The sequence below is a fragment of the Herbaspirillum sp. UBA812 genome (assembly GCF_002296545.1).
Lineage (GTDB): Bacteria > Pseudomonadota > Gammaproteobacteria > Burkholderiales > Burkholderiaceae_D > Herbaspirillum > Herbaspirillum huttiense.
This window is the reverse complement of sequence record NZ_DBIC01000015.1, coordinates 1-24,714: the sequence shown is the minus strand read 5'-3', so window position 1 is coordinate 24,714 and position 24,714 is coordinate 1. Positions and strand designations below refer to the sequence as shown.

At 62.0% G+C, this 24,714-nt stretch carries 29 protein-coding genes and 1 pseudogene; 17 read left to right on the top strand and 13 right to left on the bottom strand.

Annotation, left to right across the window (positions count from 1 at the left end; translation table 11 throughout):
- Positions 1-351 (bottom strand): annotated as a pseudogene (locus tag B3873_RS00890) (NAD(P)(+) transhydrogenase (Re/Si-specific) subunit alpha); the annotation flags it as partial.
- A 167-nt stretch (positions 352-518) separates the two neighbouring features.
- On the opposite strand from B3873_RS00890, the gene B3873_RS00885 reads away from it, so the two are divergent.
- The 9 genes from B3873_RS00885 (at position 519) to bfr (ending at position 5,983) form a co-directional block, all read left to right on the top strand.
- On the top strand, positions 519-1,007 hold the full coding sequence (locus tag B3873_RS00885) for an NUDIX hydrolase (protein WP_039785925.1): 489 nt from the start codon (positions 519-521) through the stop codon (positions 1,005-1,007).
- 57 nt (positions 1,008-1,064) lie between these two features.
- Positions 1,065-2,171 carry a tRNA 2-thiouridine(34) synthase MnmA gene (gene mnmA / locus B3873_RS00880; protein ID WP_039785924.1) on the top strand — a complete coding sequence of 369 codons (1,107 nt, stop codon included), beginning with the start codon at positions 1,065-1,067 and terminating at the stop codon, positions 2,169-2,171.
- A gap of 219 nt (positions 2,172-2,390) precedes the next feature.
- On the top strand, positions 2,391-2,579 hold the full coding sequence (gene hemP / locus B3873_RS00875) for a hemin uptake protein HemP (RefSeq protein ID WP_008325641.1): 189 nt from the start codon (positions 2,391-2,393) through the stop codon (positions 2,577-2,579).
- Between the two features lie 98 nt (positions 2,580-2,677).
- Positions 2,678-2,998 (top strand): hypothetical protein, encoded by a 321-nt coding sequence (locus tag B3873_RS00870; protein ID WP_088754613.1) that lies wholly within the window; start codon positions 2,678-2,680, stop codon positions 2,996-2,998.
- A gap of 46 nt (positions 2,999-3,044) precedes the next feature.
- Positions 3,045-3,272: a (2Fe-2S)-binding protein gene (locus B3873_RS00865; RefSeq protein WP_034332014.1), complete on the top strand. Its 228-nt coding sequence runs from the start codon at positions 3,045-3,047 to the stop codon at positions 3,270-3,272.
- A gap of 9 nt (positions 3,273-3,281) precedes the next feature.
- Entirely contained in the window at positions 3,282-3,980 is a 699-nt protein-coding gene (locus B3873_RS00860; protein ID WP_034332015.1) for an energy transducer TonB, read from the top strand.
- Positions 3,981-4,075: 95 nt separating this feature from the next.
- Positions 4,076-4,807, top strand: coding sequence for a MotA/TolQ/ExbB proton channel family protein (locus B3873_RS00855; RefSeq protein WP_039786252.1), 732 nt, complete (start codon positions 4,076-4,078; stop codon positions 4,805-4,807).
- Positions 4,807-5,223 carry an ExbD/TolR family protein gene (locus B3873_RS00850; RefSeq protein ID WP_145607184.1) on the top strand — a complete coding sequence of 139 codons (417 nt, stop codon included), beginning with the start codon at positions 4,807-4,809 and terminating at the stop codon, positions 5,221-5,223. Before B3873_RS00855 ends, B3873_RS00850 begins: the two co-directional genes overlap by 1 nt.
- A gap of 280 nt (positions 5,224-5,503) precedes the next feature.
- Positions 5,504-5,983 carry a bacterioferritin gene (gene bfr, locus B3873_RS00845; RefSeq protein ID WP_008325625.1) on the top strand — a complete coding sequence of 160 codons (480 nt, stop codon included), beginning with the start codon at positions 5,504-5,506 and terminating at the stop codon, positions 5,981-5,983.
- Between the two features lie 94 nt (positions 5,984-6,077).
- On the opposite strand, the gene B3873_RS00840 is transcribed toward bfr, so the two are convergent.
- A complete protein-coding gene (locus B3873_RS00840; protein WP_286863578.1) occupies positions 6,078-6,692 on the bottom strand; it encodes a glutathione S-transferase family protein in 615 nt (204 codons plus the stop codon).
- A gap of 241 nt (positions 6,693-6,933) precedes the next feature.
- On the opposite strand from B3873_RS00840, the gene purB reads away from it, so the two are divergent.
- From purB to B3873_RS00810, 6 genes are all read left to right on the top strand, one after another.
- Positions 6,934-8,301: an adenylosuccinate lyase gene (purB, locus tag B3873_RS00835; RefSeq protein WP_286863577.1), complete on the top strand. Its 1,368-nt coding sequence runs from the start codon at positions 6,934-6,936 to the stop codon at positions 8,299-8,301.
- Between the two features lie 305 nt (positions 8,302-8,606).
- Entirely contained in the window at positions 8,607-9,131 is a 525-nt protein-coding gene (locus tag B3873_RS00830; RefSeq protein ID WP_286863576.1) for a cytochrome b, read from the top strand.
- A gap of 63 nt (positions 9,132-9,194) precedes the next feature.
- Positions 9,195-9,767, top strand: coding sequence for a YceI family protein (locus tag B3873_RS00825; RefSeq protein WP_286863575.1), 573 nt, complete (start codon positions 9,195-9,197; stop codon positions 9,765-9,767).
- 120 nt (positions 9,768-9,887) lie between these two features.
- Positions 9,888-10,460: a YceI family protein gene (locus tag B3873_RS00820; protein WP_286863573.1), complete on the top strand. Its 573-nt coding sequence runs from the start codon at positions 9,888-9,890 to the stop codon at positions 10,458-10,460.
- 220 nt (positions 10,461-10,680) lie between these two features.
- Positions 10,681-11,316: a pyridoxamine 5'-phosphate oxidase gene (gene pdxH, locus B3873_RS00815; RefSeq protein ID WP_286863571.1), complete on the top strand. Its 636-nt coding sequence runs from the start codon at positions 10,681-10,683 to the stop codon at positions 11,314-11,316.
- Between the two features lie 59 nt (positions 11,317-11,375).
- Positions 11,376-12,584 (top strand): SAM-dependent methyltransferase, encoded by a 1,209-nt coding sequence (locus B3873_RS00810; protein ID WP_286863569.1) that lies wholly within the window; start codon positions 11,376-11,378, stop codon positions 12,582-12,584.
- Between the two features lie 95 nt (positions 12,585-12,679).
- Here B3873_RS00810 and msrA read toward each other — a convergent pair whose 3' ends face one another.
- Complete coding sequence (gene msrA, locus B3873_RS00805) at positions 12,680-13,213, bottom strand: peptide-methionine (S)-S-oxide reductase MsrA (protein ID WP_034332032.1); 534 nt, start codon at positions 13,211-13,213, stop codon at positions 12,680-12,682.
- Between the two features lie 206 nt (positions 13,214-13,419).
- Between msrA and B3873_RS00800 the strand changes: the two genes are divergently transcribed.
- A complete protein-coding gene (locus B3873_RS00800) occupies positions 13,420-13,929 on the top strand; it encodes a flavin reductase family protein (RefSeq protein WP_286863568.1) in 510 nt (169 codons plus the stop codon).
- A gap of 92 nt (positions 13,930-14,021) precedes the next feature.
- On the opposite strand, the gene B3873_RS00795 is transcribed toward B3873_RS00800, so the two are convergent.
- The 10 genes from B3873_RS00795 to B3873_RS00750 all read right to left on the bottom strand — a co-directional run bounded on the left by B3873_RS00795 (position 14,022) and on the right by B3873_RS00750 (position 24,096).
- Positions 14,022-14,771: an OmpW/AlkL family protein gene (locus B3873_RS00795; protein WP_039786269.1), complete on the bottom strand. Its 750-nt coding sequence runs from the start codon at positions 14,769-14,771 to the stop codon at positions 14,022-14,024.
- Positions 14,772-15,169: 398 nt separating this feature from the next.
- Positions 15,170-16,225 carry an L-threonylcarbamoyladenylate synthase gene (locus B3873_RS00790; protein WP_286863564.1) on the bottom strand — a complete coding sequence of 352 codons (1,056 nt, stop codon included), beginning with the start codon at positions 16,223-16,225 and terminating at the stop codon, positions 15,170-15,172.
- Positions 16,226-16,237: 12 nt separating this feature from the next.
- Positions 16,238-17,443, bottom strand: coding sequence for a 5-(carboxyamino)imidazole ribonucleotide synthase (locus tag B3873_RS00785; RefSeq protein WP_286863562.1), 1,206 nt, complete (start codon positions 17,441-17,443; stop codon positions 16,238-16,240).
- The gene (gene purE, locus B3873_RS00780) at positions 17,440-17,937 is read right to left on the bottom strand and encodes a 5-(carboxyamino)imidazole ribonucleotide mutase (protein WP_034331809.1); all 498 of its coding nucleotides are present in this window, start codon (positions 17,935-17,937) and stop codon (positions 17,440-17,442) included. Before purE ends, B3873_RS00785 begins: the two co-directional genes overlap by 4 nt.
- A gap of 12 nt (positions 17,938-17,949) precedes the next feature.
- A complete protein-coding gene (locus tag B3873_RS00775; protein ID WP_286863560.1) occupies positions 17,950-18,846 on the bottom strand; it encodes a phosphoribosylaminoimidazolesuccinocarboxamide synthase in 897 nt (298 codons plus the stop codon).
- 102 nt (positions 18,847-18,948) lie between these two features.
- Entirely contained in the window at positions 18,949-20,013 is a 1,065-nt protein-coding gene (gene fba, locus B3873_RS00770; protein ID WP_006461735.1) for a class II fructose-bisphosphate aldolase, read from the bottom strand.
- Between the two features lie 26 nt (positions 20,014-20,039).
- Positions 20,040-21,473, bottom strand: a complete 1,434-nt coding sequence (gene pyk, locus B3873_RS00765) for a pyruvate kinase (RefSeq protein ID WP_039789149.1) — start codon at positions 21,471-21,473, stop codon at positions 20,040-20,042.
- Between the two features lie 189 nt (positions 21,474-21,662).
- Positions 21,663-22,853, bottom strand: coding sequence for a phosphoglycerate kinase (locus tag B3873_RS00760; protein ID WP_276837879.1), 1,191 nt, complete (start codon positions 22,851-22,853; stop codon positions 21,663-21,665).
- A gap of 122 nt (positions 22,854-22,975) precedes the next feature.
- Complete coding sequence (locus B3873_RS00755) at positions 22,976-23,299, bottom strand: AzlD domain-containing protein (protein WP_039789151.1); 324 nt, start codon at positions 23,297-23,299, stop codon at positions 22,976-22,978.
- Positions 23,296-24,096 carry an AzlC family ABC transporter permease gene (locus tag B3873_RS00750; protein ID WP_286863551.1) on the bottom strand — a complete coding sequence of 267 codons (801 nt, stop codon included), beginning with the start codon at positions 24,094-24,096 and terminating at the stop codon, positions 23,296-23,298. The genes B3873_RS00755 and B3873_RS00750 overlap by 4 nt, the downstream gene beginning before the upstream one ends.
- Before the next feature lie 210 nt (positions 24,097-24,306).
- Here B3873_RS00750 and B3873_RS00745 point away from each other — a divergent pair.
- Positions 24,307-24,714: aminotransferase class IV (locus tag B3873_RS00745; RefSeq protein WP_286863549.1), on the top strand; the 408-nt coding region annotated here is incomplete at its 3' end.

The window sequence follows — 24,714 nt, the reverse complement described above, 5'->3', positions numbered from 1 at the left end:
CGCGGCTTCGAGGCCGAAGGCGGTCAGGCCGGCGGCGGCCATGGCGGCGATATTGTCGGCATCGAAGGGATTCAACATGCCGATGACCACGGTGCCCGGCTTGAGGCGAGCGCGTTCGGCCTCATTGGGGGCGCGCACCTTGAGCAGGATCTCGGCGGTATAGACCGCTTCGGCGCTGCCGATGCTGGCGCCGACGGCCACATAGGCCTCGTCAGGAATGCTGGATTTGACCCCGGCGCCGGACTCCACCATCACTTCGTGCCGGGCCGCCACCAGTTTCTTGACGGTTTCGGGGGTGGCGGCGACACGGGTTTCTCCGTCCCGGCTTTCGGCGGGGATCGCTATCCTCATTCCTGACTCCTTTTTTTGTGGATTCTTGGCCCAATCTTACACGACTCGCCTTGTCCGGCGAGAAATTGGCGGGCAGGCAAGAAAGCCCGGCGATCCCGCGCCGTGGCGGCCCGGGCGCTGAAGAGTCGGCCCTGACAGGGTAAAATGGCGGATTCACGAGGTCATCAATGTCTGAAGTCTGGAAACCCTCCGTCACCGTGGCCGCCATCATCGAGCGCGACGGCCGCTTCCTGATGGTGGAAGAGCACAGCGCCGGCGGACTGCGCATCAACCAGCCGGCCGGCCACCTGGAACCGGGCGAGTCCCTGATCGAGGCCGCCGTACGGGAGGCGCTGGAAGAATCGGCGCATGTCTTCACACCGACGGCGCTGGTGGGGACTTATCTTTCACGCAACGTCTCGTCCTCGCGCGGCGGCCTGTCGGTCACCTACCTGCGCTTTGCCTTTGCGGGGACGGTTGGAGAGGCCTTGGACCGTCCGCTGGACGAGGGCATCGTGCGCGCCGTCTGGATGACACGCGACGAACTGGCGGCCTGCGCCGAACGGCATCGCAGCCCGTTGGTGTTGCGTTGCGTGGACGATTACCTGGCCGGCCAGCGCGCACCGCTGGAACTGGTGCATACGGATCCCAGCGCCATCGGCGCCCTGCCCGGCTGACGCGGGCGCATCACTTGGAGGCTCCCATTACGGAGGGCCGCATTGAACGGAAACAACATGAGCAAGAAAAGAGTAGTCATCGGCATGTCGGGCGGCGTGGATTCGTCGGTTTCGGCATGGCTGCTGAAGGAGCAAGGCTATGAGGTCATCGGCCTGTTCATGAAGAATTGGGAAGACGACGACGATTCGGAATACTGTTCCACCCGCGAAGACTGGATCGACGCGGTCAGCGTGGCCGATGTGGTCGGGGTGGATATCGAGGCAGTGAATTTTGCTTCCGAATACAAGGATCGCGTCTTCGCCGAATTCCTGCGTGAATACCAGGCCGGGCGCACGCCCAATCCTGACGTGCTGTGCAACGCCGAGATCAAGTTCAAGGCCTTCCTCGACCACGCCATGAAACTGGGAGCCGACCTGATTGCCACCGGCCACTACGCGCGCGTGCGCCAGGGCCCCCAGGGTGACTTCCAGTTGCTCAAGGCGCTCGACGCCAGCAAGGACCAGAGCTATTTCCTGCACCGCCTGAACCAGGAGCAGCTCTCGCGCACGGTGTTCCCTCTGGGCGAGATCCACAAGACCGAAGTGCGCAAGATCGCCGAGCAGCTGCAACTGCCAAACGCGAAGAAGAAGGACTCGACCGGCATCTGCTTCATCGGTGAGCGCCCTTTCCGTGAATTCCTGAACCGCTACCTGTCCTACAAGCCCGGCCCGATCAAGACCGCCGACGGCCAGACCGTGGGCGAGCACGTGGGCTTGTCCTTTTATACGCTGGGCCAGCGCAAGGGAATCGGCATCGGCGGCCTGAAGGCGCACCAGAATGCCGATGGCCATGGCGACGCCTGGTACGTGGCCCGCAAGGATGTGGAAAACAATACGCTCTACATCGTCCAGGGGCATGACCACCCCTGGCTGCTCTCGCCGACCCTCTCCGCCGGCCAGATCAGCTGGGTGGCGGGCCACGCGCCGCAACTGCCAGCCTTGTCGGCCAAGACGCGCTATCGCCAGGCCGATGTTCCCTGCGGCTTTGCCGATGCCGGCAGCAGCTTCTCGCTGGCCTTCGACACCCCGCAATGGGCGGTCACGCCGGGGCAGTCGGCGGTGCTGTATGACGGCGACGTCTGCCTGGGTGGCGGCATCATCGAAAGCGGCGCACTGCCGGATTAAGCTTTCACATAGGCAACAATTGAATGCCCCGCGCGCGATCTTCGCGCCGGGGCATTTTCTTTTGGGCAAGCTTGACAGCCTTGATAGGCTGGAAGTGTTTCCCGCAAGACCCTAAATGATAAAAATTATCAATCACACCGATAAAAGCACTTGCAATCCCGCCGCAAATCGCAAATAATCTAAATAAGAATTGTTCGCATTTAATAGGAGGTGATTGTAATGAGCCAACTGAACGACAACAGCATGGACCGTCGCAACAAGCCGGGCACGACCGCCAACGGAACACCGATCACCCGCATCAAGAGTACGGACCTGTTCCGTCAGATGCGCGAGCTTGAGATTGATCACGGCGGTCGCATCTACAAATTGCGTCTGACCCAGCTGAACAAGCTGATCCTGACGGCGTAAGCCGGCAGTATCAAGACAAGGTGGATCCATAAACAGGCCAGCCAGCGTCGTTCGTCATGACGCACCGCCAGCCAAGCTAGCCCAGCGAGGAGAGTTTGATGGTCAACGAGAACATGACGTCCACATTCGTGGAACCGAGCAACGCACCGGCCCAGCCTGAACTTCTGGTGTCCGCCGTGCTGCATCTGATGTCGCACTACACCGCCAACAACAGCCAGGAAACGCAGAGCTGCGTGAAGCTGGCCTCGGTGATCGAAAGACACCTCAAGGCCCTGGCGGACCTGCCCAACCTGGCACCGGTGCTGCGGGCCACCTGCCAGCAGCTGTCGGAACAATGGGCGCATGTAGTGGAACGCACGATGCCGCCGCAGGAAAAATTCAACTTCTTCTCGCGCATGGTTGCAGGAGCGAGAACTTAGCCATCGTCAAGTCAAGAGCCTGATGAAGCAGGCAGCAAGGCGTAAAATGATCGTATGTGTTTGTAACAACATCTCTGAAGGCAAGATCCATCAGGCGGTCGATGCAGGCGTGTCGTCCATGGCCGAGCTGCGCAAGCAGCTTGGCGTGGGCACCTGCTGCGGCAAGTGCCATTCCTGCGCCAAGAACGTTCTGCGCGAATGCCTCAGCAGTTCCCGTCAAACACAGCAAGGTGTGCGTCCGGTAGTATTCCATCCGTCACTGGCCGCTGCCTGAACCAGATCAATGAACGCCATTTCACCGTCTCTCATGAGTGTCAGCCCACCCAGCGCCCTGATGCGCCAGGTACGCAAGATCGGCCCGCTGGGCCTGATCATCCTGTTGCACATCGCCTTTTTCTGGGCGTTGCAAAGCGGCCTGGTCCACCAGGTCGCCAGCGCCGTTCCCAAGGAAGTCATCGCCACCTTCATCGTCCCCGAGAAGGCCCCTGAGCCCGCGCCGCCCAAGGCCGAGCCGGCCCCGCCCAAGCAGGTGAAGATCGTCAAGAAGGTGGTGGCACCGCCCAAGCCGGTTCCCGTCACCGAAACGCCGGCGCCGACTGCCATCACTGCACCGCCCCAGCCGCCGCAACCGGCAGCACCGGCTCCGCAGGTGGCTGCCGAGCCGACGCCGGCCCCCGCCGCACCGCCTGGCCCGGTCCTGCCCAAGCAGATCACTTCCGGTATCGAATATATCGAGAAGCCGAACCCGACGTATCCCAGCGTCTCGCGCCGCATGGGTGAAGAAGGCGTGGTGGAATTCCGTGTGACCGTCAACACCAGCGGCCGCGCCGAAAAGGTCGAGATCACCAAGTCCTCCGGTTATTCGCGCCTGGACGATGCCGCCCGCAGCGCCGTGATGCGCGCCGTCTTCAAGCCTTATATCGAAAACGGCAAGGCCATCACCGTCAGCACGGTCGGCAGCCTGGCCTTCCGCCTGAACTGAGCAAAGCATCTCGCCTGGCCGGGTCTTGCCCGGCCAGGCAGTCATTTCGTTTCATCATTCCCCTCATCTGATAGCCAAAAATAGAAGGAAACATCATGGAAGTTAGTCCGTACGGATTGGAAAGCCTCTGGGCCCAAGGCGATTTCGTTACCAAGGGCGTCGCCGTCCTGTTGCTGGCCATGTCAATCGCGTCCTGGTACGTGATCTTCACCAAGGCCTTCCAGTTGCTGCGTTTCCGCAAGGCCTCGGCCGCCGCCGGTCACCAGTTCTGGGATACCACCAGCCTGCCCGAAGGCGTGGCCACCCTGGGCCATGACAATCCCTTCGCCGAAGTCGCCAAGGCCGGTGTCACGGCCATGAGCCACCACACCGCCCACAAGGGCCACCTGCACGATCAACTGTCGGTGAGCGACTGGGTCACCCTGTCGCTGCGCCAGGCTATCGACGAAGCCTCCGGCAAGCTGCAGACCGGCATGGCAGTATTGGCCTCGGTCGGTTCGACCGCACCGTTCGTGGGCCTGTTCGGCACTGTCTGGGGCATCTACCACGCGCTGGTCTCCATTGGCACCACCGGCCAGGCCAGCATCGACAAGGTCGCCGGCCCGGTCGGCGAAGCCCTGATCATGACTGCGCTGGGCCTGGCCGTGGCCATTCCCGCCACCTTCGGCTACAACGCCCTGGTACGCGGCAACAAGACCACCATCGCCAAGCTCAACAAGTTCGGCTTCGACCTGCACGCCCTGTTCGTCACCGGTGCCCGCGCCGCCGGTGAAGACGGCCAGCCCAATGGCGGCAAGGCCAAGCTGACCGCAGTCGGGAGGGCATGATGGGTATGGGTTCCCTGTCCGATTCGGACGACGATTTCAATCCCGAGATCAACACCACCCCGCTGGTGGACGTGATGCTGGTCTTGCTGATCATCTTCATCATCACCATCCCGGTGATGAACCATGCGGTCAAGATCGACCTGCCCAAGGCCAGCAGCCAGCCGGACCAGGTCAAGCCGGAAAGCATCAACCTGTCCATCGATGCGGCCGGCAACGTGTTCTGGAATGAAGAAAAGATCGACAGCAGCGAACTGAGCGCCCGCATCGCCGTGGCCGCCCAGAAACAGCCGCAACCGGAAATGCACCTGCGCGCCGAGCGCACCACCCAGTATGAAAAGGTGGCGCAGGTAATGTCGGCGGCGCAGTCCGGTGGGCTCGCCAAGATCGGTTTCGTGACCGATCCTGACAAGAAGTAAACATCGGCAGCACAGCAGCAAGGGGAAGTGCGGCGCACTTCCCCGCCCCCCGCAAGCCCCCGTATGGCGGGCCTGCCCAGAAAACCTCCCTCGCCTGGCGACGGAGGTTTTTTTTGATTTTCTGTCTAGCGGACAACAAAGGTAAGAATGATTACCGCTAATTCTTGCTGAACAATGCAGGCATCTGGACTATGATCCGTCCGTCCGCGGTCAGGCAGCTATACAGTCACCCATAATTAACGCGGTTTTCCTCTCACATCAATTTTTAAAGGTAATCCCCATGAAAGGCGATCCCGCAGTCATCAAGTTGCTCAACGCTCAACTGACCAATGAGCTCACCGCCATCAACCAGTACTTCCTGCATGCCCGCATGTACAAGCACTGGGGCCTGGACAAGATCGGCGCCAAGGAATATGCCGAATCCATCGGCGAGATGAAGCACGCTGACAAGCTGATCGACCGCATCCTGATGCTCGACGGCCTGCCCAACCTGCAGGCGCTGCACAAGCTGATGATCGGCGAGAACACCCAAGAAATGCTGCAATGCGACCTGAAGCTGGAACAGGCGGCCCACAAGACCGTCAAGGAAGGCATCGCCACCTGCGAACAGCATGGCGATTACGTCTCGCGCGAACTGTTCCAGATGATCCTGGATGACACCGAAGAACACATCGACTGGCTGGAAACCCAGCTGGACCTGATCGACAAGGTCGGTATCCAGAATTACCTGCAAAGCCAGATGTCCCCGGCCAGCGAGTAATCGCAAGCCGTCCAGGGCAAACAAAAAGCGCGCTCCTCGGAGCGCGCTTTTTTTACGTCATCGCCAACCTGGCCCAAGGGCCAATGGCCCTGCCTCACACATGCGGCACGGTTTCCTTGAAACTGGCCCGTTCCGACACCTTGTCGAACAGCCGCGCCAGTTGCGGATAATCCTCGCGCCAGGCCAGGTCCGGGAAGCGGAACGCCAGCCAGCCCAGCGCACAGCCCACGGCCACGTCGGCCAGGGTGTAATGGTTGCCGACGCAGAAGGGCTTTTCGCCCAGGCCCTCGGCCATCGCCTTCAAGGAGGCTTCGACCTTGCTCCACTGACGCTTGATCCATTCCGGGCTCTGCTGCTTGGTCGGACGCAGGGTCTTTTCCAGGCGCACCAGCACGGCGGCATCCAGGGCGCCATCAGCCAGCGCTTCCCAGCACTTGATCTCGGCGCGCTCACGGCCATTGGGCGGCAGCAGCTTGCCGACCGGGGTCAGGGTATCGAGATATTCGACGATCACCCGCGAATCGAACATGGCGCCTCCATCATCCATCAACAGACAGGGCACCTTGCCCAGCGGATTGCTCTCTTGGATGGTGGTCGATGCACTCCAGACATCTTCCAGGATGAATTCGTAATCGATCTTTTTTTCGGCCATCACGACGCGCACCTTGCGCACGAACGGGCTGGCATTGGAACCGATGAGTTTTAGCATAGCGTGTGGAGTAATGATCTGAGACGATTATAACATTCGCGTTTCCTGGCAATTTTATGAAGAATCGCGCCAGGAACGGAATGCAACGGTCCAAAAGGACTGCGCCGGACGGGAAAATTGGGCCGGCCGGCGTGCCGATGGTAAAATGCCGGGCTCAGGCGATTCGGGTTTTGGCATAAAAGCCTGCCAAAACTCGCCAATCTTCAGTCAACGCATCTCTTCCGTTTCCATCGTTTCCATCATGTCCCTCTCCGCTCTCTCGGCCCTGTCCCCGCTGGACGGCCGCTACGCCTCCAAGACCGATCAACTGCGCCCGCTGCTGTCTGAAGCGGGCTTCATGCACCATCGCGTGAAGGTCGAGATTGCCTGGCTGCAAGCGCTGTCCGAAGCTGGTTTCGCCGAGATCAAGCCGTTCTCGCCCGAGGCCCGCGCGCTGCTGGACAAGCTGGCCGCCGACTTCACCGAAGCCGACGCTGCCCGCATCAAGGAAATCGAAGCCGTCACCAACCACGACGTCAAGGCCGTGGAGTACTGGCTCAAGGAACAAGTCAAGGATGTGCCCGAACTGGTGGCCGCCTCCGAATTCATTCACTTTGCCTGCACTTCCGAAGACATCAACAACACCTCGCACGGCATGATGTTGAAGGCCGCGCGCGACACCGTGCTGCTGCCCTCGCTGCAAGCCGTGATCGCCAAGCTGACCGCCCTGGCCCACGAACACGCCGCCGTGCCGATGCTCTCGCGCACCCACGGCCAGCCGGCCAGCCCGACCACCCTGGGCAAGGAAGTGGCCAACGTCGTGGCGCGCCTGCAACGCGCCGCCAAGCGCATTGCCAGCGTCGAGATCCTGGGCAAGATGAACGGTGCCGTGGGCAACTACAACGCCCACCTGTCGGCCTACCCGCAGACCGACTGGGCGGCCTTCTCCAAAGAAGTCGTGGAAAAGCGCCTGGGCCTGAGCTTCAACCCCTACACCATCCAGATCGAGCCGCACGACTACATGGCCGAACTGTTCGATGCCGTGGCCCGCACCAACACCATCCTGCTGGACCTGAACCGCGACATCTGGGGCTACATCTCCCTGGGCTACTTCAAGCAGCGCACCAAGGCTGGCGAAATCGGTTCCTCGACCATGCCGCACAAGGTCAACCCGATCGACTTCGAGAACTCCGAAGGCAACCTGGGCATGGCCAACGCCGTCCTCAAGCACCTGGCCGAGAAGCTGCCGGTCTCGCGCTGGCAGCGTGACCTGACCGACTCCACCGTGCTGCGCAACATCGGTGTGGGCTTCGGCTACACCCTGCTGGCCTATGACAGCTGCCTGCGCGGCCTGAACAAGCTGGAAGTGAACCCGCAGCGCCTGGCCGACGACCTCGACGCCACCTGGGAAGTGCTGGCCGAGCCGGTGCAGACCGTCATGCGCCGCTATGGCATCGAGAATCCGTATGAGCAGCTGAAGGAACTGACCCGCGGCAAGGGCATTTCCAAGGAGGCCCTGCGCGACTTCATCAATGGCCTGGCCATCCCGCAAGAAGCCAAGGATCACCTCCTGGCCATGACCCCGGCCAACTACATCGGTACCGCCGTGGAACTGGCCAAGCAGATCTGATAGTTCGCATCAACGATCAGCAAAATGAACGAATGGCGCACAGCAATGTGCGCCATTTTTCATTGGTGCCACCAAAAACCTGAATCATTGTTAGGATTACTCGCAAAACCGGATGGCTGAAGTGCCATTTCGGCGAGTAATACGAGCAGCGAAAGCTCTTTATACTCAGCAGGGTCAAAAAGAGTGGCATGATCGCTTGCCGCCCGGAATCTTCGCGGATTTCGCGACGCCAGCCCGGCCCGCCCGCCCTGCCGAACCATTGCAGAGCCAGCCGCTCCAAACGCCACCTACGCTCGCCACATCCTATGGAACGCTATACCAACCCCGCCGTGCTGCTGCACTGGCTGATTGCCCTGTTGATCATCTCCGCCTTCGGCCTGGGGCTGACCATGGTCGACATTCCCGGCCTGACCCCGACCAAGCTGAAGTATTTTTCCTGGCACAAGTGGCTGGGCGTGACCGTACTGGCGCTGGTCTGCGTGCGCCTGCTGTGGCGCCTCACGCACAAGGCCCCGGCCTATCCGGCCAACATGCCGGGCTGGCAACAGTCGGCGGCACACGGGCTGCACCTTGGCCTGTACGTGCTGATGTTCGCCATTCCCGTCTCCGGGTATTTCTACAGCCTGGCCGCCGGCGTGCCGGTGGTCTACCTGGGCGTGGTGCCGCTGCCGGTGCTGATTGCCCCGAATCCGGAGTGGAAGCCGCTGCTCAAGGCCACCCACTACTGGCTCAACATGACTCTGCTGGCCGCCTTTGCCCTGCACGTGCTGGCCGCGCTCAAGCACCAGTTCATCGATCGTGACAATATCTTCAAACGCATGCTGCCCTGATCCCCTGCAAGCCGCACGCTACGCAAGATCATTCATATTGCTCGTTTTTTTACGGAACCCGACATGACCTCCACTCGCTCCACCCGCTTCCTCAAACCCACCCTGCTGGCCCTGGCCGCTGCTGCCGTCACCCTCTCCGCCCAAGCGGCCCCGCTGAAGGTGGATGCCGCCAAGAGCAGCGTCACCGCCACCTTCAAGCAGCTCAACGTCCCGGTCGATGCCAAGTTCAAGAAATTCAACGCCGCCATCGACTTCGACGCCGCCAAGCCTGAGCAAGGCAAGGCCTCGGTGGAGATCGACGTCGCCAGCTTCGACCTGGGTGAAGCCGAGTACAACAAGGAAGTGCAGAAGAAGGAATGGTTCAACGCCGCCCAGTTCCCCAAGGCCAGCTTCGTGGCCAGCAGCATCAAGGCCGCTGGCGCCGGCAAGTATGACGTGGCCGGCAAGCTGACCATCAAGGGCAAGAGCACCGATGTCAGCTTCCCGCTGACCGTCAAGAAGGACGGTGCCGCCCAGGTCTTCGACGGTACCCTGCCCATCAAGCGCCTGACCTACAACGTCGGTGAAGGCGAGTGGAAGGATACCGGCATGGTGGCCGATGAAGTGACGATCAAGTTCCACATCGTGGCCCAGTAATTCGTAGCAACAGCATCAACAGCCTCAACAACATCAATAAAAGTCGTTCCGCGCCATGACGCACCGCCCTGCAAGGGGCGGGCTCCCCTGCGGTTTTTTTCACTCAAGGAATCCAAACAAATGAAACTGAATCACCTCCTGCTCGCCCTGGTCGCCGCCGGTGCCACCGTCTCCGCCAACGCTGCCGACACCTACAGCATCGACCCCAGCCACACCTATCCCAGCTTCGAAGCTGACCACATGGGCGTGTCCATCTGGCGCGGCAAGTTCGACAAGACCAGCGGTACCGTGACCCTGGATCGCGCCGCCAAGACCGGCACCGTCGACATCACCATCGATACCGCCTCCATCGACTTCGGCATGGCCAAGATGAACGACCACGCCAAGAGCGCTGACATGTTCGACGTCGCCAAGTACCCGACCGCACAATACAAGGGCAACATCAAGTTCAACGGCGACAAGCCGGCCACCGTCGAAGGCGAACTGACCCTGCACGGCGTGACCAAGCCGGTCACCCTGACCCTGAACAAGTTCACCTGCATCCAGCACCCGATGCTCAAGCGTGAAGTGTGCGGCGGCGATGCGTCGGCCTCCTTCAACCGCGCCGACTTCGGTATCGACTACGGTGCCAAGTATGGTTTCTCGATGGAGACCAAGCTGGCCATCCAGGTCGAAGCCGTCAAGACCAACTGATCCTGCCCGCGCTTGCCTGAAGCGGCCGGACCTGGTCCGGCCCCGGCAAACCACGAAAGCCGATGCGATAATGCATCGGCTTTTTTATTGGCGCGCCTTGCTTGCGATCATGGAGCAAGCGGCCGCCAAGCCGCACAATGGCTCGCATTCGCCGTTTTGCTGCTCTGCAAAACATTTTGAAACGCGCTAATCTAGCGCCACTCCCCAAGGAGCAAGAAGCATGTCGTTAGCTGACCTACGTAAAGACTACAGCCGCGCCAGTTTGTCCGAAGTCGACACTGCCGCCGATCCCGTTGACCAGTTTGCAGTCTGGTTCGACGAAGCGACCAAGGCGCAGATCCCCGAGCCCAACGCCATGAGCGTGGCCACCGTCGGGGCTGATGGACGGCCGTCGTCGCGCATCGTGCTGATCAAGCAGTTCGATCAGCTGGGCTTTACCTGGTTTACCAATTACGACAGCCGCAAGGGCGTCGATGTGGCGGAGAATCCGTACGTGGCGCTGCTGTTCCACTGGGTCGAACTTGAACGCCAGGTCCGCATCGAAGGAAAGATCGAGCGCGTGACCAAGGAAGAGAGCGACGCGTACTTCTACAGTCGCCCCCTGGCCAGCCAGCTCGGTGCGATCGCCTCGCAGCAGAGCCGGACCGTCGCCAGCCGCGAGACGCTGGAACAGCAATACGAAGCAACCAAGCAGCAATTCGGGGACCACCCAACCCGCCCGGAACATTGGGGCGGCTACCGGGTGATTCCCGACCGCATTGAATTCTGGCAAGGCCGCCCCTCCCGCATGCACGACCGCGTGCTCTACACGCGCTCCGATGATGGCCAGTGGCAACGGCAGCGCCTGCAGCCCTGACGACATCGCACGATGCCTGGCAGGGCCGATCAGCATTCATCACTGACTCGGAGGACATCGTGTTTTGGGAAAAGAAGCTAGACGCCTGGGTAGAAAACATTCGCAATGTGTCGGCCCTGCCACTGCGGCTGGAGCTGTGGAACGGACAGCATTACGACTTCAGCAGCGGTACGCCTGAAGTCACGCTCAAGGTTCCGCACGCTTCAGCCATCACTTCACTGCTCAAGCCGTCGCTGGCCAACCTGGGCGAGGCCTACGTCGAAGGCAAGATCGAGGTAGAGGGCAAGGTCAAGAGCATCATCCAGGTCGCCAACGGTCTGGCGTCCAATACCCTCAAGGCCGAGGGCCGGCTGGGCCGCATGGTGCGCAGCGTGACGCACACCAAAAAGCGGGACGCCGAAGCCATCCAGTATCACTACGACGTTTCCAACGATTTCTACAAGCTGTTCCTGGACGAGAACATGGTGTATTCCTGCGCCTACTTCGAGAACGGCGACGAGGATCTCGCCACGGCCCAGCTCAAGAAGATCGACCACATCCTGGAGAAGATCCAGCTCAAGCCCGGCCAGACATTGCTCGACATCGGCTGCGGCTGGGGTGCGCTGGTATTGCGGGCGGCGCAGAAATTCGGCGCGCGCTGCGTGGGGGTGACGCTCTCCAACAACCAGTACGCGCTGGCACGTGAGCGGGTGGAAGCGGCCGGGCTCGGCGACCGCATCGAGATTCGCCTGCAGGACTACCGAGACGTCACCGGCACCTTTGACCGCATCACCTCGGTGGGCATGTTCGAGCATGTGGGCATCAAGAATTTGCCGACGTATTTTGCCCAGATCAGGAAGCTGCTGGCCGATGGCGGCATGGCCATGAACCACGGCATTACCAGCACCGACATCGAGAATGGCGAGTCGCCCTATGGGGCCGGTGAATTCATCGACAAGTACGTGTTCCCCGCCGGCGAACTGCCGCACATCAGCACGGTGCTGCGGACCATGCAGGAAGGCGGCCTGGAAGCCTTCGACGTCGAAAACCTGCGACGCCACTATGCCCGCACCTGCAGCCTGTGGGCCGACAATTTCGAAGCCAATGCCGACGCCATCCATCGCGTGACCGACGAGAAGCGCTACCGTATCTGGCGCGTTTACCTGGCCGGCAGCGCCTACGGTTTCGAACGCGACTGGATCTCGCTGTATCAGGTCATCTGCACCAAGGCCGGCCGCAGCGCACAGCAGCTGCCGTGGTCGCGCAAGTACATCTACGCACAACAATAAGCATTCGCCAGCCCCATCAAGCAACGGGCCTGCCCTCTTCCCGGAGGCAGGCCCGTTGTACGTAGTACTTGGGACGTCGTAACGCCGGCGAGAATTTATTCCGGCTTGCTCTTCTCGGCAAACACCTCACGCAGCTTGGCCACCTTGGGCGCCACCACGAAGGCGCAGTAGCCCTGGAAGGGATGCTGCACGAAGTAGTTCTGGTGATAGTCCTCGGCGCGATAGTAGGTCTGCGGCGGCGACAGTTCGGTCACGATGGGCGCATCCCACACCAAGGCCATCTCGGCGATGATGTGCTTGGCCGTCTCGTGCTGGGTCTCGTCCTGATAGTAGATGACTGAACGATACTGCGTACCGACGTCATTGCCCTGGCGGTTCAGCGTGGTCGGGTCATGGATGGTGAAGAAAATTTCCAGAATCTCGCGGAAGCTGATCTGCTGCGGATCGAAGGCCAGCTTGACTACTTCCGCATGCCCGGTCTGGCCGCCGCACACCTGCTCGTAGCTGGGATTGACCACACTGCCGCCGGTATAGCCGGACTCCACCGACTGCACGCCCTTGACCTGCTGGTACACCGCTTCCAGGCACCAGAAGCAGCCGCCGCCGAGTACTGCAATTTCCGTGGCCATGATGTTCTCCCGTTAAGTTGCTTGTTGTAAAACTTTACTCCAATTCAGCACTTCAAGTGAGGCCGATGTGAAGCATTCTCAAGTCATCCAAGCCCAGCCCGCACGGCAAGACTGCGCGCGATCCGTTATCATGTGCATCTCCGCGCATTGACCGGCTGGCCGCAAGGTGCAGGCCGCAGCGCTTCGACCTCCAAGCAGACTTCCCGATGCACACACGCTTTCCCCGCGCCGAAGCGCGTCAGTTCGACGCGGCGCATTTCCGCCAGGCCCTGTCGCAGTTCGCCACAGGGGTCACCGTCATCACGACCCGCCTGGCCGATGGCACCCTCCTGGGCCTGACCGCCAGCTCCTTCAATTCGGTTTCGCTGGATCCTCCGCTCGTGCTGTGGAGCCTCGGCACACGCGCCAACAGCCTGCCGGTGTTCTCCGGCAATTCGCATTACGTGATCAACATCCTCAGCGCCGAGCAGGCGCATCTGGCGCAGCAATTCGCCAGCAAGATGGAGAACCGCTTCGAAGGCGTGGCCTACACGCTCTCGCGCACCGGCCAGCCGATTCTGGATGGGGCCTCGGCCTGGTTCGAATGCCACAATCGCAGCCAGTATCCGGAAGGCGACCACGTCATCTTCGTGGGCGAGGTGGAACATTGCGAAGTCGACCCGCAGGCCGCGCTGGTCTTCCACAACGGCCGGTTCACGAAGACTGAGGCTTTCTGAACAGCGCGTCTGCTGTGCTTTGAGGCAGCTGCCCAAAAGAAAATGGCACCCGGATTGCTCCGGGTGCCATTTTTTTCAGCAGCGTTCCAGTCTTAGAACTTGTAGCCCACCGACAGGAAGGTGACGATCGGGTTGATCGTCAGGCTGGTGCTCGAGTGCGTCGTGCCACCTGCTGCAGCGGGCAGCTCGGTGGTGATGTCGGCATTGGTCTTGAGCGGGATGTAAGACACGGACAAGCCCACGGACCAGTTCTTGTCGAAGTTGTAGTTGGCACCCACGGTCAGCACCGGGGCCCACGAGGAGCTCAGGTTGGCGCTGGACTTGGCACCGGTGACGGCACCGTTGGTGTACTTGCTGGAGATGGTGCGCTGGAAGGTATCGGTCAGTTCGACGTTGTCGTACCAGACGTAGGTCACGCCGGCACCGACGAAGGGACGGAAGGTGCTGTTGGCGTCGCCGAAGTGATATTTGGCCACGATGGCCGGGCTCCATTGCTTGGCCTTGCCGATCTGGCCCACGCCGGCCAACGTGCCGGTGCCGTCGAGCTTGAAGGTCGGCGGAATGCCCAGGTCAGCGGTCAGCGAGACGTTGTCGGTCAGGAAGTGGGTGAAGGCGATACCCAGAGTATCCGCACTGTTCACGGTGGAACCCGAACCCGGAATCGGACCAGCCCCCGGACCATCGTTCTTGCGCAGGATCTCGCTGGAATCCTGCGGAGCCAGGTGGAACCAGCCCAGGTTGACGATATTGCTGCCCGCGGTCTGCGCCATGGCCGGTGCAGCGCACGCTGCCATCACGGACAATGCGGCGAGTTTGGGCAGGAAGGAAAATTGTTTTTGCATTGCTGTCTCCAAGAGTTGCGGGCAGTGCCCGGATTTTTTATTCCCGATGTCTGGCGATAGACGGGATTGCTGTCACGGCTGGTTACCGTTTTTCATTATTCAACGTAATCCTGCGTAACTGGTCTGTACGTGGTTTTTACGCTGACGAAACAAAAAGAACGCGCGTGCTATTCGGTGGAGATACTATGCCAGCTTTGTCACATTTTGTATAGAACATGTGAAGAGCACGATAGTGCATGTCTGCTTTTGGCAACCGCGTACTGACTGGCGAGTCAGTACTGGCGCAGCAGAACGGCGGAGTGGAGGAAGTACAAAGCGACGACTTGTCCTTGGCAGGTCACTGGCTTAGTGCCCAGTGACCTGCGTTGCGGACGAGCAGACTATGGTTGAGCTGCCGTTCAGTCCTGAAGCAAGCGCGCCAGCAAACCCTGCGAATCGAAAGCCGCGCGGCGCAGGCGGTCGTTGACGCCTTGCCAGTCTGCACTGAGGGGCAGGGATTCCACCACGATGAGGTCAGCGCCTGCATGGTCCATGTCGCGCAAAGCGGCATAGAGATCGTGGGCATACGCATCGGCAGTGAGCGGCATGGGCCGGATCACCGTCACGCCGGGCACACCATCACCCCGGAATTCACGCTTGATCAACGCGACCTTCTGACCGATGCCAGCCAGCTTGCCCAGGAGCGCCGGCAGCTCGGCCGACGCAACCTGCACCACCGGCGTATGCGGTGCGTAGTGCGCATCGAGCGTACCTGATGCGCGCGGTGCGGTGGCGTCGGGCGTCGCCAGCGGCACACCCAGCACGGCGGCAATACGATCCGCGCTGATCTGGCCGGGGCGCAGCAGCACCGGGCCATGGGTCTCGATGCGGGACAGATCGACGATGGTGGACTCGATGCCCACTTCGCTCTGTCCGCCGTCGAGCACGTAGTCGACCAGGCTGTCGGCATCGCTGCCGAATTCCTCGCGCACGTGCTCGGCGGTGGTTGGACTGACGTGTCCGAACTTGTTGGCCGAGGGACCGGCGATGCCGCCCTTGCCGCCACGGAATTCGCGCAGCAGCGCTTGCGCCACCGGATGCGAAGGGCAGCGCACGCCCACCGAATCCTGGCCACCGGCCACGGCATCGGGAATGTGCGCGGCGCGCTTGAGGATCAGCGTGAGCGGACCCGGCCAGAACGAGGCAATCAGGCGGCGCGCTTCCACCGGTACCGATGCGGCCCAGTAGCCGATATCGGCTTCCGGCGAAACGTGCACGATCACCGGATGATTGGCAGGCCGTCCCTTGGCCGCATAGATGGCAGCAATCGCGGCCGGATTTTCGGCATCACCGCCGAGGCCATAGACGGTCTCGGTCGGGAAGGCCACCAGGCCGCCCTGCTCCAGCTTGCGCGCGGCATGCATGATGGCCGCCGCATCGATGGACACAGTGGAAGAAGCGCGCTTGTCGTTCATCGCCGGCCTCGCTTACAGCGTGATGCCGAGGATGGCGCAGGCGGCTGCCAGCTGGCGCTGTGCATCGGCCAATGTCGCACCGGTGAAGGTGACATGGCCCATCTTGCGGCCACGGCGCGCTTCCGCCTTGCCGTACAGGTGCAGGTGCGCACCGGGCAGTGCCAGCACCTGATCCCAGGCCGGCTCGCGCTGCGCGTCCGTGTCACCCTCGTACCAGACATCGCCGAGGATATTGAGCATCACCGAGGGGGAATGCTGGCGCGTATCGCCCAATGGCAGGCGCGCCATGGCGCGGGCTTGCTGTTCGAACTGGCTGGTGACGCAGGCATCGATGGTGTAATGGCCGCTGTTGTGCGGACGCGGGGCCATCTCGTTGACCACCAGCGCGCCATCGTCCAGCACGAAGAATTCGATGCAGAGCACACCGACGTAGTGCATCGCGCCGATGATCTGCAAAGCCGCCTGCTGCGCACGCGCAGCGGCATCGGCCTTGATGTTGGGACCGGGCACGGTGGTGGTGAAGAGGATGCCGTCACGATGCACGTTCTCGGCAATCGGATAGACCACGGCTTGGCCATCATGGCCGCGCGCCACCAGCACCGAGACTTCATAGGCCAGCGGCAGCATCTTCTCCAGCACGCAGGTCACGCCCTTCATGGCGGCGAAAGCGGCGCGCACCTCGTCGACAGTGCGCACGCGCACCTGGCCCTTGCCGTCATAACCCATGCGGGCCGTCTTGAGGATGCCCGGCAGCAGCTTGGCATCGAGACCATCGATATCGGCGGCGCTGTTGATCACCAGGTGCGGAGCCGGCAGCACGCCGGACTGCGATCCGCATTCGGTAAAGAAGGCCTTCTCGGCAGTACGGTCCTGCGCAATCGAGACACCGGAAGCCGCCGGTGCCACGAAGGTCTGTGCTGCCAGCGTGGCCAGGCTCTTGGCCGAGACGTTCTCGAATTCGGTCGTGATGGCAGCACAGAGTGCCCCCAGTTCGGCCAGCGCCGCACCATCGTCGTAGGCGGCGTTGATGAGGCGGTCCGCCACCTGCCCGGCCGGGCAGTCGGCATCGGCTTCCAGCACGGCGACCTTGAAGCCCATGCTCTGCGCCGCGTGGGCGAACATGCGGCCGAGCTGGCCACCGCCCATCACGCCCAGCCAGGTGGCCGGAGTGGTCGAGGGAACGGCGGGACGAAGGGTGGAGGCGGACTGCTGGGTCATACAGGCAACTTCATGTCGAGGGCGACTTGCGTCTGGGTCTTGCGGAAGGCTTCCAGCTTTTCAGCCAGGGCCGCGTCGGTGGTGGCCAGCATCGCGATGGCCGACAGCGCCGCATTGGCGGCACCGGCTTCACCGATGGCATAGGTGGCCACCGGAATGCCCTTGGGCATCTGCACGATGGACAACAGCGAATCCTCGCCACGCAGATACTTCGAAGGCACCGGCACACCCAGCACCGGCACGATGGTCTTGGCAGCGATCATGCCCGGCAGGTGCGCGGCACCGCCGGCACCGGCGATGATGGCGCGCAGGCCGCGCGTGCGGGCGCTCTCGGCGTAGGCGAACATCTGGTCCGGCATGCGGTGCGCGGAGATCACCTGGGCTTCGAAGGGCACGCCAAAGTCCTTGAGGATGGCGACCGCATTCTGCATCACCTCCCAGTCGGAGGACGAACCCATGACCACGCCGATGAGCGGTTTGACAGTATCGTTCATATGCGGTCCTCGTCAGTCCTTGAGCTTCTCGCCGGTCAGGCGTTCCAGCGCCTCGCGGTACTTGGCGCCGGTCTTTTCGATCACCTCGGCCGGAAGCGCCGGTGCAGGCGGGGTCTTCTGCCAGCCCTCGACGGTTTCCAGGTAATCGCGCACGAACTGCTTGTCGAAGGACGGCGGCGAGATGCCGACCTGGTAGCTGTCAGCCGGCCAGAAGCGCGACGAGTCTGCAGTCAGCACTTCATCCATCAGGTGCAGCACGCCGTTGTCATCCAGGCCGAATTCGAACTTGGTGTCGGCGATGATGATGCCGCGCGTGGCCGCGTAATCAGCGGCTTCCTTGTAGAGCTGGATGGCGACGTCGCGGATCTTGTGGGCCAGTTCGGTGCCGATGCGCTTTTCGGTTTCTTCGAAGCTGATGTTTTCGTCGTGTTCGCCCAGGTCAGCCTTGGCGGCCGGGGTGAAGATCGGCTGTTCCAGCTTGGAAGCCTGCTGCAGGCCGGCCGGCAGCTTGATGCCGCAGATCGCGCCGGTCGCCTGGTAATCCTTCCAGCCGGAACCGATGATGTAGCCGCGCACCACGGCTTCCACCAGGATCGGCTTCAAGCGCTTGGCCACCACGGCGCGTCCGCGCACCTGCTCCACTTCGGCCGGGCTCACCACGGACTCGGGATCGACGCCGGTCAGGTGATTGGGCACGATATGGCCCAGCTTCTCGAACCAGAAATCGCTCATCTGGTTCAGGACCTTGCCCTTGCCGGGGATCGGTTCGTTCATGATGACATCGAAGGCCGACAGGCGATCGGTGGTCACGATCAACAGCTTGTCGTCGCCGACGGCGTAGTTTTCGCGGACCTTGCCTGTGCCCAGCAGCGGCAGGGAAGTGATCGAGGATTTGTAGAGACTGCTCATGGTGGTCTTCTCGTAAAGTCAAAAACCGGAACCGCCATTTTCAGGGCGATTCCGGTCGGTGGGGCCTTGCGTCCGGCGTAGGCCGTTCAGCGGCTTGCGTGCTTACTGGACGATCTGTGCCAGTTCGCCGCTCTTGTACTTCTCGGCGATCTTTTCCAGCGAGACCGGCTTGATCTTGCCCGCCTGGCCTTCGCAGCCGAAGGACAGGAAACGTGCCTTGCAGACCAGCTTGGCGGCTTCGCGGGCTGGCTTCAGGTAGTCGCGCGGGTCGAACTTGGACGGGTTCTCGAACAGGTAGCGGCGGATCGCACCGGTCATGGCCAGACGGATGTCGGTGTCGATGTTGATCTTGCGCACGCCGTGCTTGATGCCTTCCTGGATTTCTTCGACCGGCACGCCGTAGGTTTCCTTCATGTCACCGCCGAATTCGCGGATCTCGGCCAGCAGTTCCTGCGGCACCGACGAAGAACCGTGCATCACCAGGTGGGTGTTGGGGATGCGGGCGTGGATTTCCTTGATGCGATCGATGGCCAGGATGTCACCGGTGGGCTTGCGCGAGAACTTGTAGGCGCCGTGCGAAGTACCGATGGCGATAGCCAGCGCGTCGCACTGGGTGGCCTTGACGAAGTCGGCAGCCTGGTTGACGTCGGTCAGCAGCTGTTCACGGGTCATGGTGCCGTCAGCGCCGTGTCCGTCTTCCTTGTCGCCCTTCATGGTTTCCAGCGAACCCAGCACACCCAGTTCGGCTTCCACGGTCACGCCGATGGCGTGCGAGAACTCGACCACCTTGCGCGAGACTTCGACGTTGTACTCGTAGCTGGCCACGGTCTTGCCGTCGGCTTCCAGCGAGCCATCCATCATCACGGAGGAGAAACCGGACTTGATGGCGGCCATGCAGACCGCCGGCGACTGGCCGTGATCCTGGTGCATCACCACGGGGATGTGCGGATAGGCTTCCACGGCCGCCGAGATCAGGTGGCGCAGGAAGGCTTCACCCGCGTACTTGCGGGCACCGGCGGAGGCTTGCATGATCACGGGCGCGCCGACTTCATTGGCGGCTTCCATGATGGCAGTGACCTGCTCCAGGTTGTTGACGTTGAACGCCGGCAGGCCGTAACCGTTTTCGGCGGCATGGTCCAGCAGTTGACGCATGGATACGAGAGGCATGATGAAAACTCCAGAACGATGAAAAATCAGTACTCGCCAACGCGCAGAATCTTCAGCGCATTGGTGCCGCCGACCTGGCCGATGGGCTCGCCCCAGGTCACGACGATCAGGTCACCCTTCTGTACCACGCCTTGCGCCAGCAGCAGATCCTGGGCGCCCTTGAGCATGGCTTCGGTGTCGGGCGCCTGGGCCAGTTCCAGCGTATACACGTTGCGGAACAGGGCCGCCTTGCGGCGCGTGGCGACATTGGGGGTGATCGCAAAGATCGGGATATCGATGTTGTGACGGCTCATCCACAGCGCCGTCGAACCGGATTCGGTGAGCGCGGCGATGGCCTTCACGCGCAGGTGGTGCGCGGTAAACAGCGCGCCATAGGCGATGGACTGGTCCACGCGGGTAAAGCGCAGGTTCAGGAAATCGGCGTCCAGCTGCACGTTCTCGGAGCGCTCCGCTTCCAGGCAGATGGCCGACATGGCTTCCACGGTTTCCACCGGATACTTGCCGGAGGCGGTCTCGGCCGAGGTCATCACGGCGTCGGTGCCATCCAGCACGGCGTTGGCCACGTCCGAGACTTCGGCGCGGGTCGGCACGGCGTTGACGATCATGGACTCCATCATCTGGGTCGCGGTGATGGTCAGCTTGTTGGAGGCGCGCGCCATCTTGATCATGCGCTTCTGCAACCCCGGCACGGCGGCATTGCCCACTTCCACGGCCAGGTCGCCACGGGCCACCATGATGCCATCGGACGCATCCAGGATTTCCTGCAGCAGCGGGATGGCTTCGGCGCGCTCGATCTTGGCGATCATCATCGGCTTGTGGCCGAAGGGCTCACCGGCCACGTTGGACAACTGGCGCGCCATTTCCATGTCGGTGGCGTTCTTGGGGAAGGACACGGCCACGTAATCGGCCTGGAAGCTCATGGCGGTCTTGATGTCGTCCATGTCCTTGGCGGTCAGCGCCGGTGCGGACAGGCCGCCGCCCTGGCGGTTGATGCCCTTGTTGTTGGACAGCTCGCCACCGATCTTGACCACGGTGTGGATCTCGTTGCCGATCACGCGCTCGACCTTGAGCACGATCAGGCCATCGTTCAACAGCAGGATGTCGTTGCCCTTCAGGTCACGCGGCAGAGCCTTGTAGTCCAGGCCCACGCGTTCCTGATTGCCCATCTGGCAATCGGAATCGAGGATGAACTTGTCGCCGTTGGCCAGCATGATCTTGCCATTCTCGAACTTGCCCACGCGGATCTTGGGACCTTGCAGGTCGGCCATGATGGCGACCTTCTTGCCGCATTCGTCGGCCACTTCGCGCACCAGGGTGGCGCGGTCGATGTGGTCCTGCGGCTTGCCGTGCGAGAAATTGAGGCGCACGACGTCAACGCCGGCGCGGATCATGCGGGTCAAAGTGTCACGGTCGCTGGAAGCGGGACCGATGGTGGCGACGATTTTTGTTGCTCTGGACATGAATACCTTCTGGTTGCGACTTGGTGATAGAAGCCCGCTGCCCGGCCCGATGCAGGGCCGATCAGGCGGAGAGCTTCCGCCCCGAACGCGCGTCTCGGACGCGTTCATCATTGGTGGTGCTACAGACTCAGAATTCGGATGGAACCGCAAAGCGCTGCGCCCGGCAACAGGGCGCAGCGCCGGTGAAGCTTACTGCGCGCGTTGCAGCAGGATCTCGACAGCCGGCAGGGTCTTGCCTTCCAGGAATTCCAGGAAAGCGCCACCACCGGTGGAGATGTAGCCGACCTTGTCGGCGATGTTGTACTTGGCAATCGCGGCCAGGGTATCGCCGCCACCGGCGATCGAGAAGCCGGACGATGCCGCGATGGCCTTGGCCAGGGTTTCGGTGCCACTGCCGAACTGGTCGAACTCGAACACGCCCACCGGGCCGTTCCAGACGATGGTGCCGGCGCGGCCCAGCTGTTCAGCCAGGACGGCAGCGGTCTGGGGACCGATGTCGAAGATCATGTCGTCGTCGGCCACATCAGCAGCCGCCTTCACGGTGGCTGCAGCGGTCGGGGAGAATTCCTTGCCCACCACCACGTCCGTGGGGATAGGTACCGAAGCGCCGCGCTTGGCCATCAGTTCGATGATGGCCTTGGCGTCGTCCACCAGGTCCGGCTCGGCCAGGGACTTGCCGATCTTCAGGCCGGCCGCCAGCATGAAGGTATTGGCGATGCCGCCACCGACGATGAGGTTGTCGACCTTCTCGGCCAGGGTCTTCAGGATGGTCAGCTTGGTCGAGACCTTGGAACCGGCCACGATGGCCACCAGCGGACGGGCCGGCTGGTTCAGGGCCTTGCCCAGCGCATCCAGCTCTGCCGCCAGCAGCGGGCCGGCACAGGCCACGGGGGCAAACTTGGCCACGCCGTAGGTGGTGGCTTCGGCGCGGTGCGCGGTACCGAAGGCGTCATTGACGTAGATATCGCAGAGCTTGGCGATCTTTTGCGCCAGCTCGTCGCTGTTCTTCTTTTCGCCCTTGTTCAGACGGCAGTTTTCCAGCAGCACGACCTGGCCGGGCTGCACGTCCACGCCATCGACCCAATCGGCGACCAGCTTGACTTCACTTCCCAGCAGCTCGGAGAGGCGCTTGGCCACGGGGGCCAGCGAATCTTCGGGCTTGAACTCGCCTTCGGTCGGACGGCCCAGGTGGGACGTCACCATCACTGCAGCGCCTGCCTGCTGGGCATCGCGAATGGCCGGGACCGAAGCGCGAATGCGGGTATCTTCGGTGATGTTGCCGGCATCATCCTGCGGGACGTTCAGATCGGCACGGATGAAGACGCGTTTGCCTTGCAATTGCTTGGCAGAAATCAAATCGCTCAGTCGGTTGAATTTCATAGGTAGGAATTCGAAGAAGGGGGCGAAAAACGCCGTATTTTACTCCAGCCTGACCCGCTCCTGACGGCTTTTTGGCAGCCTCAACAACATCCGGAGCGCATCCTGGCGCTCTGCGCGAAACTTCATAGCAACCAGCGCAGCAGTGTAAAGAGTGACATTCCTGCCACAATAGTTCCCAGAAGATGACGCGTTGCCGCAAAGAAAACGCCGGCACCGATGCCGGCCAGCAACTTCGGGTTGGCCAGGCTCATCTCGATGGCCCCGCCTGACGTCACCAGATCCGGGAAGATGATGGCCGCCATGGCCGCTGCCGGCGCATAGCTCAAGGCATGCTTGACGCGCGGCGGCAGCTTGACCGCATGGCCGAACAGGAAGAATCCGCTGCGGGTGACGACCGTGGAGATAGTCAGCAGCACGATGGCGCCCCAGACATACCAGTCGCTCATGCCGTCGCCTCTGCATCGCCGTCACTGCCGCTGCCCGGCAGCAGCTTGTCGGCCAGCATCGCCGCCGCCATGCCCAGCACCATGGCCAGCAGCAGGCCCAGCCGGTACGGCAGGTCCAGCGCCAGCACCGCCACCGTGCCCGACACCACTACGCCGGCCAGGGCCGGCAGGCTGCTGGTCATGGGGATCATCACGGCGATCAGGGCCAGGGTGCCGGCAAAGCCGATATTCCAGCTTTCCGGAATCTGGCTGGCGAGGAGGATGCCGATGGTCGCGCCGAGCTGCCAGGCGACCCAGCCCGGATAGCAGATCGCTGCAAAATAACCGATCTTGCCAGCAGGTTGATGAAAAGTAGAGGGAGGATAGCGCTGCGGGAAGAAGGCCATCGAGATATCGCCATTGAAGAAGCCATACCAGACCCGGCGATACCAGGGCAGATGCTCGAAATGCGGTGCCACGGCCGCCGAGAAGATCACGAAGCGCAGGTTGACGATCATGGCCGTGAAGAACACCACCAGCAGCGGCACCCCGGCCGCCAGCAGAGGCAGCGCCGCGAACTGGGCCGAGCCGGCATAGACCAGCAGGCTCATGCCCAGCGACTGGTAGATCGTCAGCCCCGACTTGACCATGGCCATGCCCGAGACCATGCCCCAGGCCAGCACGGCGGGAATGGTCGAGGCACTGGCGCGCCAGCCTTCCTGGAAGGCTTCCTTCTCGATGCGGCGGGCAGCGTCAGGGTCGTGCGCTGGGGGATTGCTCCCGGCCCCTGATCGGTCCTCGCCTGTCTCCTTCTGCATTGTTCTTCCGTGGCGATTGAAGAAGCGGCCAGCCGCAAAGGGTCGGCGCGCGTGATGTTGTATGCATTTTCACTCAGTCTTTTCATTCTACAGATGAAAGTTTTTACTCGCGTGAATCCGCTAAAATGGTGCTCTTTGTTCAGTTCGATTTATCAGAACCGAACAATCCATTTCGGGAAGTTTGCATTCACCGCACACAGGGAGACCACCATGTCCATGGCTGACCGCGACGGCAAGATCTGGAAGGACGGCGCGCTGATCGATTGGCGAGACGCCACCATTCACGTACTGACCCACACCCTGCACTACGGCATGGGTGTCTTCGAAGGCGTGCGCGCCTACAAGACCCCGGAAGGCACGGCCATTTTCCGCCTGAAGGAACATACCCAGCGCCTGTTCAATTCGGCCAAGATCTTCCAGATGGAAGTGCCGTTCGACCAGGCCACCCTGGCCGAGGCGCAGTGCCAGGTGGTGCGCGAGAACAAGCTGGAATCCTGCTACATCCGCCCGCTGATCTGGATCGGCTCGGAAAAGCTGGGCGTGTCCGCCAAGGGCAACCAGATCCACGTGGCCATTGCAGCCTGGCCGTGGGGTGCCTACCTGGGCGAGGACGGCATC